This is a genomic window from Deltaproteobacteria bacterium, assembly GCA_016210005.1.
Lineage (GTDB): Bacteria > Desulfobacterota > Binatia > HRBIN30 > JACQVA1 > JACQVA1.
Map to the genome: position 1 here is coordinate 21,467 of JACQVA010000222.1, position 10,632 is coordinate 32,098.

A 10,632-nucleotide genomic window follows, 5' to 3' on the forward strand; every position below is an offset into this window, starting at 1 on the left:
ACCAGCGTATAGTTGCAACGATTTGACTGCCTCTGTCAAGCAAAATCGTGTCGGGAAACTGCAAAAAAACGCCGGCGCCCGCCCCCCGGCGCTGCCCGGCCGGGTCGAATACGCACCCGGCGCACGGGTTGGTCGCCAACGCTCTCGGATTGCAGACCGTAGGCTTCCGCCAACTGATGCTGTAGGCGGCGAACGTAGGCGTTCTGCGGTCCGAGCTCGACCGGGCGGCGCTCGGCGATGGCATTAGCGATGGCTTCTTCCGCCTCTCGCAAGGCCGCCTCGTGCTCCGGGTCAAGTTCGGGAGCCGGGATCTCGAAGTACTCCCGCAGGCACTCCATCAGCTTACTGCTGGTGTTGGCATTGACGGCGTGGACCGGGACGTTGTGGGTCATCAGTTCCCGCAGCTTTTTCGGGTGCTTACGCGCCAGCGCGCGCAGGGTCAGGACGACGTCGGCATCGCGTACCTGCTGGCACACGCAGGCTTGAACACCGAGCTCGCGGATCGCCCGCTCGAGCCGTTCGCGGCTGATGGCATAGGGGAATATACGCACCGGGCGGCGTGGCCCGGCGGCGGGCTCGTGGGCATGCGCGCTCGGCACCGGCACTTCTGGGGGTGGCACTTCACGGTCGACGCCGCCGTCGGCGCGCCGCACCCGCAGTTCGGGCCGGGCCGGGGCCTGACGCAACAGGGCGTCAACCACGGTGGCGACTTCGGGGTGGACGGCAAAGCGTTCCTGGCTGTGGATCTCGATGAGGACATCGAAGGTCGGTGGGGCCTTACGTTCCAGCACGGTCTTCTGCGTGCGGCGGCGGCGGGCTTCTTCATCACTGAGCGTGACTGATTGAATCCCGCCGATTAGGTCCGCCAAGGTCGGATTGGCGATCAGGTTCTCGAGGCTGTTGCCGTGTGCGGTGGCGATCAGTTGCACCCCGCGTTCGGCGATGGTTCTAGCCGCCAGCGCCTCGGCTTCAGTGCCGATCTCGTCGATCACCACCACTTCCGGCATGTGGTTTTCCACCGCCTCAATCATCACCGCGTGTTGCAGCTCCGGCGTCGGCACCTGCATGCGGCGCGCGCGCCCGATCCCCGGGTGCGGGATATCGCCGTCGCCGGCGATTTCGTTCGAGGTGTCGACGATCACCACGCGCCGGCCCATATCATCGGCCAGCACCCGCGCCGCCTCGCGCAGCAGCGTGGTCTTCCCGACTCCGGGGCGACCCAGAATGAGCACGCTCTGGCTCGACTCGATGACGTCGCGCACGATCTCGACCGTGCCGTACACCGCCCGGCCGACCCGGCAGGTCAGACCAATGACTTCCCCAAAACGATTGCGCAGCGCTGAGATGCGGTGCAGGGTGCGCTCGATGCCGGCACGGTTGTCGCGTGTGAAGGCGCCGACGCGGGCGATCATGAAGTCGAGGTCCTCGCGCGCCACCTGCCCGTCGCCCAGCGGCCACACGCCGGCGGGAAAGCGGGCCTCGGGCTGGCGGCCGAGGTCGAGCACCACCTCGATCAGCGTGGCGAATTGCGGCGCGACCTCGAGCTGCTGGCGAATCCGCGGCGGGAACACTGCCAGCAACAAGTCCAGGTCGTCCGTGATCTCAATTCGTGCCTCAACCATCCCGGATCATGGGCACACTAGCGCAGCTGCCGGCATAATGCACTACGGAATTGCCGCTCGCGCCGGTCGGGGTGTGCGACAAATCTGTGGGTAACGTGCAGCCGACCGGGCAAATCCTCACCAGTCTGACAGTACTGTGTACTGTCAGGCCGACGCCACCACCTGCCCGCGCTTGGCCGTCACATCATCCATACCTCGATTTGGTCGTGCTGTGCGCCGGGGCGGTAGAGGCCGTGCAGCTCGCCGCGCCGGCCGGACGGGCGTGTGCCACGCACGCGCACGCGCGTACCGGCGGCACCTGCAACGCTGCGCAGATCTCGCTGCTGACCGCCTGGGCCAGCCGCTCGATCGCCGGCTGCTGTCCCCACGCCAATGCCTGAGCCAACGACACCGTGGCTTGCGCCAGGAGCGGAGTGACCCGCAAAGGGATCGCCGGAATCGTATTGCTGCGGTCGTAGACCCGCTGATGTTGGCGTGGCAGGCGATGGCGGAAGTCGGGCATCGGCCGTAACTGATCAGCCCCGGCTCAGCGCAGTCAGCGGCAGGAAAGTGGAACCTGGGCTCGGCCGGCGACCCAGCCTCCGCTGGCTCACAGCGACGCCTCGCCACGCTTGCCGAGATTGCGGAACATGGGCGTGGCTGGCAGCGGCGCCAGCTGCGGCGCTATCGCCGCCGGCGCCGCCACGATGGGCTCATCGGCTTGACTGCAGCCGCCGCTGAGCGCGAGCAACAGTAGCAGAGAACCGGCCACAACCACGCGCAGACCTGACAGTCGCCGGCTCAACTCAGTAGCGCGGAACACCGGGGTCCACCGTTTGCGACCAGCGGTCGATGCCGCCAGCGAGGTTGCTGACGTGCTCGAAGTCACGCTGGGCCAAGAAAGCCGCCACATTGGCACTGCGGATGCCATGGTGGCATAGGACCACGATCTCGCGCCCGGGATCGAGCTCATGCAATCGGCCGGGCAGTTCGGTCAGCGGGATGTGAATCGACCCGGGCACCTGCGCCAGCGCCACTTCTTCCGGCTCGCGCACATCGAGCACCACAACGTCATCGCCGCGGTCGAGCCGCTGCTTGAGCTCTGGCGGACTGATTGCGGCCAACATGGCGAACAAGGTAGCAAGAAGGACGTGTTCGGCAAGTGCGGCCCCGCGCGATCAACGAAGACGGGCACTACGCGGCGGCGAGCGACAAAGCCTGTCGCGGGCAACGGCGCACAGCGGCCTCGACCTTGGCGCGCAGCGCCTCGTCGGGGTCGGCAACGAGCAGTCGCGCACGATCATCGTCGCCGACGATGAAAACCTCGGGGCACATCTTCACGCACACCGCGTTGCCTTCGCAACGGTCGTAGTCAACCACGATCTTCATCAAGAGCCTGCCCTCCCCGCCGCCGCGCCGGCTACGATCAGTGCCAGCGCCGCCCTACTTCCCAAAACGCGTCAGTGCGCTGGAGTCGAACAGCTCCGGCGCCAGCGGTACGCGGCGGTAGAATGGCGCTTGCGGGTCCGCCCGCAAGCCGCTGACAGTGGCGCGGTTAGCTTTGACGTTCTCCGCGCACGCATAGGCCATGGTCGCCGCCGGCAACCACTCACCGGCGTCACCTTCACTGGCGCGATGATTTACCCGCGCGCCGAGCACGTACGAGTTGATCAGCTCGCCGTTCCAGCTGAATTTTCGGTTCCAGGTGCCATCCCACGTCTCCGCGTCGACCCACAGCTCAATGCGCCCGTAGAGGTAGTACTTGTCGCGCGGAATGGCCTCGACCACCCAGAAGCGCCGCTTGGCCAGCGCCAACCCCGCCGGGGCCCAGGAAATACCGCTCCAGCCGGGAACCTGAAAGCCGGTCGAGGGCGTGTTGGCGTAGGTCAGCGTGCTCCAACCCCCGCCGGGCACGGCTGCGATCTTGACCGGTGTGACGACCGACTCGGGGTCAACGTAGCGCAGCGCGTCGCGTTGGCCGACGAGCTTCCACTCGAAATCTTCCGGCTTACCGTCAAAGGCGAAGCCGTCGTCGCCGCTGATGTCCGAGCCCAAGTATCCATCCGAGCGATTGGCCGGGCTGACCGCGCGCACCCGGCGCAGCGCCGGGATGAACGCCCACACCGAGTCACGCTTGTCGGCTTCGCGATAGCGCCACGACAGCGAGGCCGTGCCTTGCAAGTCCGCTGGCTGGAGCGACACGCCCAAGAACTGGCTCTGCAGGTTCAGCGGGTTCACCTGGCGGTACTTCTCGCTCTGGCCGTCGAGGAAATTGAACCACCCGTCGGCGACAATGGCGCGTTCGATTCCCTTGGGGTTGAGCATGGCGACCAGGGTCTTGTTGTAGGAGTTGCCGCCTGCCCAATAAGCGAGGAACTGATTCCAGACGATCTTGAGCGCCGCCTTGGGATCATTGGGGTCGATGTTGGGGAAGGGGATGCCGTAGTAGTAGCCGGGTTGCTTGCCCGTGCTCTTGTCGATGATGGTACCGCGGCCATCGACATCGAGCTGGGTAACGTTTTGTTTGGAGGCCTCTTCCCAAGCCTTTTCCCAATGCAGATTGCCGGTCGGATAGGCGACGATGCGATTGCGATATTCCCCGGTCTGGTAGTGTTTGAGCAGCTCCGGCGGCAGCAGCTCCTTGGCCAGCTGATAATTGCTCTGATCGAGCATGTCGCCGAGCTTGAGCCCGGGGGCGACTTCTTCCGGCGTTGCCTGCGCGCCGCCGGCACCTGCTTGGGCAAGTGACATCACCAGAAACAGAGCGATGGAACGAGCGAAGAGTCTTCTCATCATGGAGTGACCTCTTTCGTGACTCAGCGGCGGGCGCGTTCAACGCCCACCGAGTAACGGCCGGCTAGTCATCGGCCTTTGAACACCGGTTTACGCTTCTCTTTGAACGCTTTGGTACCTTCCTTGGCGTCTTCCGACATCGAGACCGGAATGCCGATCTCCATCTCTTTCTCCAGCGCCTCGGCCGTCGGGCGCCCCAAGCCAGCCAGCACCGAGCGCTTGACGGCTTGCACCGCCAACGGCCCGTTGGCGGCGATGATCTCGGCGTAGCGCCGGGCCTCGGGCATGACTTGTGCCGGCGGCACGACTTTGTTGATCAGCCCCACGCGCCGCGCTTCGTCGGCCGAGAACTGCTCGCCGGTGAGCAGGATTTCCATCGCATTGCAGAACGGGATCTGGCGCGCCAAGCGGGCGGTCGAGCCGCCCATCGGGAACAAGCTCCACTTGACCTCAGCGATCGCAAAGCGGGCGTTGTCGGCGGCAATGCGGATATCGGTGGCCTGCAAGATCTCGGTTCCGCCGGCGACGCAGAAGCCCTTGATGGCGGCGATGATGGGCTTGCTGACCTCGAAGTTGCGCAGCAGGCCTTTGTAGATCAGCGAGTAGTCGTTGATGATGCGCTGATCGAATTCGGTCTCGGGTGGCCGCAGGCCCTGCATCATGCGCACCAGGCGGTCGAGATCGGCGCCGGCGCAGAAGGCATTCTCGCCCGCACCGGTGAGGATCGCGACGCGCACCTCGGGGTCGTCCTGGAGGTCTTGCCAGGCATCGGCCAGCCGGCACAGCATCTCGGCGTTGAGGGCGTTGCGCACCTCGGGCCGGTTCATGGTGACCACGGCAACGTGATCGTTCTTCTCGTACAGGGCCGCAGGTTCAGACATCGAATCAACTCACAAGCGGTGGTTACAACTCGCTACTGACGATCCAGATGGCGAAGTACTGCGCCCCACCGCCGTAAGCGTGGCCGAGCGCGGTCTTGGCGCCCTCGACCTGATGGGCGCCGGCGCGCCCCATCACCTGCAACGCGGCTTCGCCCAAGCGCAGCATGCCGGAGGCCCCGATCGGGTTGCTGCAGAGCACGCCGCCTGACGGATTGATCGGCAGCTGGGCGCCGAATCTCTGCTCGCCGCGATCGACGACCTTCCAACCCTCGCCGACGTCGCAGAAGCCGAGGTTCTCCAGCCACATCGCCTCGAACCACGAAAACGGCACGTAGATCTCGGCCACATCGATCTGGTTCCACGGGTCGGTGATACCGGCGCCGTCGTAGACGGCCTTGACGCAGACCTTGCCGGCGCGCGGACTCACTTGATCGCGTCCCGGCACCCACATCGCTTCGGCGTACGAGTAACCCGATTTCACCCACGCCGGCCGGCGCGGGCCTTTCTTGGCGGTGGCCTCGCTGGCCACGATCATGGCAATCGCCCCGTCCGACGAGGGGCAGGTATCGAGGTAGCGGATCGGGTCCCATAACATCGGCGAGTTCATCACGTCCTCGACCGTGATGGGCTCGCGCAGGTGGGCGTACTCGTTGCGGGTGGCGTTGTCGCGCGCGTTGGCCGCGATCATCGGGCCGATGTGCGGCGGCGCGCCGCTGCGGGCGATGTAGGCACGCACGTAAGGCGCAAAGTAGCCGCCGGCACCCGCCACCAGCGGCGCCACGAACGGCATGTTCGGCGACAGCGCCCACATCGCGTTGCCTTCGGACTGCTTCTCGAACGCGATCGTCAGCACCCGCTCGAACAGGCCGGAGGCCACATGGGTCACCGCCGTCAGGGCGGTGGAGGCGCCGACCGAGCCGGCGGTGTGCACGCGGATCACCGGCTTGAGGTGCCCGCCGACGGCACCGACGAGGAACTGCTCGGGCTGCATGACGCCTTCGAGCATGTCCGGAGCCTTGCCGAAGACGATCGCGTCGATGTCCTTATGTTCCAAGCCGGCATCGAGCAGCGCCCGATCAACCGCTTCGCGCACCAGGCCGGCGATGCTGACATCGGCCCGGCGCGAGCCGTGATGAGTTTGGCCGACTCCGACCACCGCCACCGGGCGCTTCATGACCACCTCCGCTCACGGCCGAGAACGAATACGAGGTTGTGTTGCAGACAATGCCCTTGGGAGGCATGGGCGATGCCGCGCCGGGCGCCGGCCACCGCGTGCGCCCCGGCGCCGCCGCTGAGCTGGCGGAACACCTCGCCGAGGCGAATTAGGCCGGTCATCAAGATCGGGTGGCCGGTGAGCGGTCCACCCGAGGGATTGATCGCCGGCCGGGTCGAGCCTTTGGCGTCGAGTCCCATCGCTTCACGCACAATCATTTCCTCGGCCGGAGTTGCCGCCGACAGCTCGAGCAGGTCGACCTCGTCGGCCCGCGACAGGCCGGCCATGGCCAGCGCCTTCTGCGCCGCTAAGGCCGTGCTCGCGCTGCGGCTCAAGTCGCGCCCGCCCAGCGCCTGCATCTCGGCACGCTGATCGAGGCCGTGGATCCACACCGGTTGTGAGCACAGCTTTTCCGCCTTGCCCTCGGCGGCCAAGATCAGACACACCGCGCTCTCGCCCACCGGCGGCAGGTAGCCGGTACGCAGCGGTTGCACCGCCCACGGCGTCCGGCGCAGCTCCTCCGCCGTGGCCGCCTGGCGCACTTGGGCATCGGGATTGCGGGCACCGGCGGCGCGGTTATGTGCGGCGATCTCGGCCAGATCATCATCGGTGGCGCCGCTGCGCGCCATGTAAGCGCTGGCTTGCAGTGCGGCGGTCGATTTCACGTCGAGGCCGATCGCCGCCAGGTAGTAGGGCTCGAGTTGCAGGTTGAGCACGTGCTCGGGGCTGCCCTCGGAGACCTTGCCGTAGCCGACCACCATGGCGCTATCGCAGTCGCCCGCCTGCATGCGCAGCCAGGCGTAGTAGGCGGCGAAGGCGGCGTCCATTTCGAGGTGGAGGTCCTGGCGCGGCGGCCACGAGCCCATGACGTCGAGGGCGGCGACGAAGCCGAACGGCCGGCCGTCGATGTAGTCGGCCGAGCCCGCCACCTGGTAGTCGATGGCGTCGCGCTCGACGCCGCAGTCGGCCAGCGCGCGGCGCACTTGCGGGTAGAGCATTTCTTGCGCCGTGTGGTGCTCGTCGCAGGCGACGATCGGCGCCTGCGCAAAGCCCACCACGGCCACGTTTCGCAACTTACTCATGGCATGCTCACAGTCGGCGGATGAACGATTCCATCGGCTCGTCCGGCTCGCCGGTCGGGCGGAAGTACATGATGTCTTCGTGATCGCCGTGGCGCTCGCCGTCGGGTTTCCACACCGCCTCGACCCGCATCCCCATGCGCACGGCTTCGGGTTGTACTTCGAGTATCAGCGCGAAGATCGACAGCGCCGCGCCGTCGAGCGCCACCGAGGCGGCCACGTAGGGGATTTGCAAGTCGCGCCCGATCACCGGGATGTTGACGATGCAGAAAGTAGTGATCACGCCCTTGTCGGCAACCTCGACGAACTCGGTGGCGGGGGCGAAACTCTCGGGCGAGTTGAGCAGCGGCGGCACGAAGACCTTGCCGGTCCGCGAGCACTTCGAGCCGAGGATCTTCTTGTCCTTCAACGCCCGCAGGTAGCGGGCGCGGTAGTCGCCGGCGACGTAGTGATAGGGCAGGTACACGTGCGACTGGACGTATTTCACCGGCTCTTTCGGTGGTTCATTCATAGCCATCTTCCCCGACTGTTTCCCCGACTGAAGACTCACTCACCGGCCCTTGATCCCCACCACTTGCCCTCGGCTCAACCGGTGACTCGAAAGCACTCCAGGTCGCGGATGCTACCCTGACGCGCCTCGTCCGCCGCCCACACCGCCGCCACCCGTGCGCCGACCTTGACCTTATCGAGGTCGCCCTTAACGACGTGCGCCAGCGCGGTGTCGGCGCCGTCGAGCTTGACCAGCACGAAAGCGAACGGGGACGAGCACGGGTGCAGCTTCTCGACCGGGTGGTGCACGATGGCGCACGCAGTGATGACGCCGGTGTCTTTGACCTCGACCCACTCGCCGCCGCCCGAGCCGTCGAGTTCGGAATAGCCCACCGGCGGCACGACCACGCCCTGGCCGGCCACCCGCTGCCCCCAGATCTTCTTCTGTTCCTTGAGGCCAGCCAGGAAGCGGCCGATGGTCTCGCCGGTGGAGTGCTTGTACGGGAACTCCATCACCAGCTGCTGGCGCATTGGGGCGATGGGTTCTGCGGTCGCCGGTGTGCTCATGGTGTGATCTCCGGGCACGACGTTCGATTGCACTGATCGCGGCGGTTACGGCCCAGGGGCGAAACGACTAACCAGGGCGAGCCGTTACCGTGCTGTCTCATGCGACCGCGGATGTAGCTCAACTAACGTTTGTTCGTCAAGAACGGGTGGAGCGGACTCGTTACCGCTTCGCCGCCGGCTTGCTGCTCGCCACCGGCGTGGCGGTCTTGGCACGCCAGCGCCCCAGGCGTTCTTTAATGTTGCGCTCCTCGCCGATGTCCGTTGGCTCGTAGTAGTGCCGCTGGCGGAGTTGATCGGGCAGATGCTGCTGTGCGACCACGTGCTCGTCGTAGTCATGAGCGTACTTGTAATCACGCCCGTACCCCAGCCCCTTCATCAGGGGCGTCGGCGCGTTGCGCAGGTGCAGCGGCACCGCCAGCGCCCCGTGCTCTTTGACATCCGCGGCGGCGGCCAGCATGGCCTTGTAAGCGGCGTTCGATTTCGGTGCGCACGCTAGGTAGGTGACCGCTTGCGCCAGCGGAATGCGTCCTTCCGGCAGGCCGACGAAGTGGAATGCATCTTTGGCGGCGACGGCGATCTGGAGGGCGCGCGGATCGGCATTGCCGACATCCTCGGCCGCGAAGATGATCATGCGGCGAGCGACAAACAGCGGATCCTCACCGGCCTCGAGCATGCGCATCAGCCAGTACACCGCCGCGTCGGGGTCGCTGCCGCGCAGACTCTTGATGAAAGCCGAGATGACGTTGTAGTGCTCCTCGCCGGCTTTGTCGTAAAGCAAGGCCCGGTGCTGGGCCGCCTCCTCGGCCTGTGGCAACGTGATCGTGGCCGTGCCGGCGCGCCCGGCAAGATCCGCGGCCGCCTCGATGATGTTGAGCGCCGAGCGCGCGTCGCCGTGCGCCTGAGCTGCAATGAAAGCGCGCGCCGCCGGCTCGATGGACAGGCGCCGTTGGCCCAGGCCGCGCTCGCTGTCGGACAGCGCCCGATCGATCAAAGCAGCAAGGTCCTGCTCCGAGAGCGCTTGCAGCACCAGCACCGAGCAGCGCGACAGCAGCGGCGCGATGACCTCGAACGACGGATTCTCGGTGGTGGCGCCGATGAGCACGATCGAGCCGTCTTCGACATGGGGCAGAAAGGCATCTTGCTGCGCCTTGTTGAAGCGGTGAATCTCATCGACGAACAGGATCGTGCGCTGGCCATGGTAGCGCAGGGCGTCGTGCGCCTCCTCAATCACTTGGCGAAGTTCTTTGACGCCGGAGAGCACGGCGGAGAAGTGGACGAAGTGGCACTGGGTCGAATGGGCAATCAACAGGGCCAGCGTCGTCTTGCCGCTGCCGGGCGGGCCCCAGAAGATCAACGAGTGCAGCCGCTGGCCGTCGATCATCTCGCGCAGCAGCCGCCCCGGTGCCACCAGGTGCTGCTGGCCGACCACCTCTTCGAGGCGGTATGGGCGCATCCGGTCGGCCAACGGCGCCTCGCGCTGGCGGGTACGCTCGGCCTCGGCGGCAAAGAGGTCCGGGCCGCCGCCGCGCATCGGGGAGCGTCTGGGCATGACTTCCCCATAGTTGGTCCAAGGTCCAAAGTCCAAAGGGGTGGAGCAATCCTTAATCCGGCGCTAAAATCTGGTGGAAGCTCCGATCGTCGTTGTGGCGCGCGGGTTCCATCCCGCGCCGCTCCCTACCCAGGCGGGGCCTGGAAGCCCCGCCCTACAAGGCCGCCCGCGCTTAGCGCCGGATTACGGAGCAATGCTCCACCCCTCAAGAATGGCGCCGTTCGCTCGACCTTCTGAGGGCGGGAGCGGTGCTCCCGCCCCTTGCTCGCGCCCGCTGGCACATCGTTGAATTCACCCGAGAGGCTCAGCGCGGGCTGAAGCCCGCAACCCAAAGCTCGACAGGGGTATTCCGTCATGCCCGCAATCCTTAGAGCCTGCCCCCGCGAAGGCGTGGGGCGGGCATCCAGGGGCGGTGGGGCTCCGGATGGATTCCCGCCTTCGCGGGAATGACGGAGGGAAA

12 protein-coding genes are annotated in these 10,632 nt (G+C 66.3%); all 12 read right to left on the reverse strand.

Features of this window, described 5'->3' with window-relative positions:
• Positions 1 to 35: 35 nt before the first annotated feature.
• The 12 genes from HY699_21315 to HY699_21370 all read right to left on the reverse strand — a co-directional run bounded on the left by HY699_21315 (position 36) and on the right by HY699_21370 (position 10,154).
• The gene (locus HY699_21315) at positions 36 to 1,622 is read right to left on the reverse strand and encodes an AAA family ATPase (protein MBI4518348.1); all 1,587 of its coding nucleotides are present in this window, start codon (positions 1,620 to 1,622) and stop codon (positions 36 to 38) included.
• Positions 1,623 to 1,806: 184 nt separating this feature from the next.
• Positions 1,807 to 2,124: a hypothetical protein gene (locus tag HY699_21320; GenBank protein ID MBI4518349.1), complete on the reverse strand. Its 318-nt coding sequence runs from the start codon at positions 2,122 to 2,124 to the stop codon at positions 1,807 to 1,809.
• 87 nt (positions 2,125 to 2,211) lie between these two features.
• Positions 2,212 to 2,424 carry a hypothetical protein gene (locus HY699_21325; GenBank protein ID MBI4518350.1) on the reverse strand — a complete coding sequence of 71 codons (213 nt, stop codon included), beginning with the start codon at positions 2,422 to 2,424 and terminating at the stop codon, positions 2,212 to 2,214.
• Positions 2,408 to 2,728, reverse strand: coding sequence for a rhodanese (locus HY699_21330; protein ID MBI4518351.1), 321 nt, complete (start codon positions 2,726 to 2,728; stop codon positions 2,408 to 2,410). The genes HY699_21325 and HY699_21330 overlap by 17 nt, the downstream gene beginning before the upstream one ends.
• Before the next feature lie 67 nt (positions 2,729 to 2,795).
• Complete coding sequence (locus HY699_21335) at positions 2,796 to 2,990, reverse strand: ferredoxin (protein ID MBI4518352.1); 195 nt, start codon at positions 2,988 to 2,990, stop codon at positions 2,796 to 2,798.
• 54 nt (positions 2,991 to 3,044) lie between these two features.
• Positions 3,045 to 4,397 (reverse strand): DUF1329 domain-containing protein, encoded by a 1,353-nt coding sequence (locus HY699_21340; GenBank protein ID MBI4518353.1) that lies wholly within the window; start codon positions 4,395 to 4,397, stop codon positions 3,045 to 3,047.
• Between the two features lie 65 nt (positions 4,398 to 4,462).
• A complete protein-coding gene (locus HY699_21345) occupies positions 4,463 to 5,275 on the reverse strand; it encodes a crotonase/enoyl-CoA hydratase family protein (protein ID MBI4518354.1) in 813 nt (270 codons plus the stop codon).
• Between the two features lie 22 nt (positions 5,276 to 5,297).
• Positions 5,298 to 6,449: a thiolase domain-containing protein gene (locus tag HY699_21350; protein MBI4518355.1), complete on the reverse strand. Its 1,152-nt coding sequence runs from the start codon at positions 6,447 to 6,449 to the stop codon at positions 5,298 to 5,300.
• Positions 6,446 to 7,570, reverse strand: a complete 1,125-nt coding sequence (locus HY699_21355; GenBank protein MBI4518356.1) for a lipid-transfer protein — start codon at positions 7,568 to 7,570, stop codon at positions 6,446 to 6,448. Before HY699_21355 ends, HY699_21350 begins: the two co-directional genes overlap by 4 nt.
• 7 nt (positions 7,571 to 7,577) lie before the next feature.
• A complete protein-coding gene (locus tag HY699_21360) occupies positions 7,578 to 8,078 on the reverse strand; it encodes a Zn-ribbon domain-containing OB-fold protein (GenBank protein ID MBI4518357.1) in 501 nt (166 codons plus the stop codon).
• A 74-nt stretch (positions 8,079 to 8,152) separates the two neighbouring features.
• Positions 8,153 to 8,623 (reverse strand): OB-fold domain-containing protein, encoded by a 471-nt coding sequence (locus HY699_21365; GenBank protein MBI4518358.1) that lies wholly within the window; start codon positions 8,621 to 8,623, stop codon positions 8,153 to 8,155.
• A gap of 160 nt (positions 8,624 to 8,783) precedes the next feature.
• Entirely contained in the window at positions 8,784 to 10,154 is a 1,371-nt protein-coding gene (locus HY699_21370) for a replication-associated recombination protein A (protein MBI4518359.1), read from the reverse strand.
• Positions 10,155 to 10,632 lie beyond the last annotated feature (478 nt).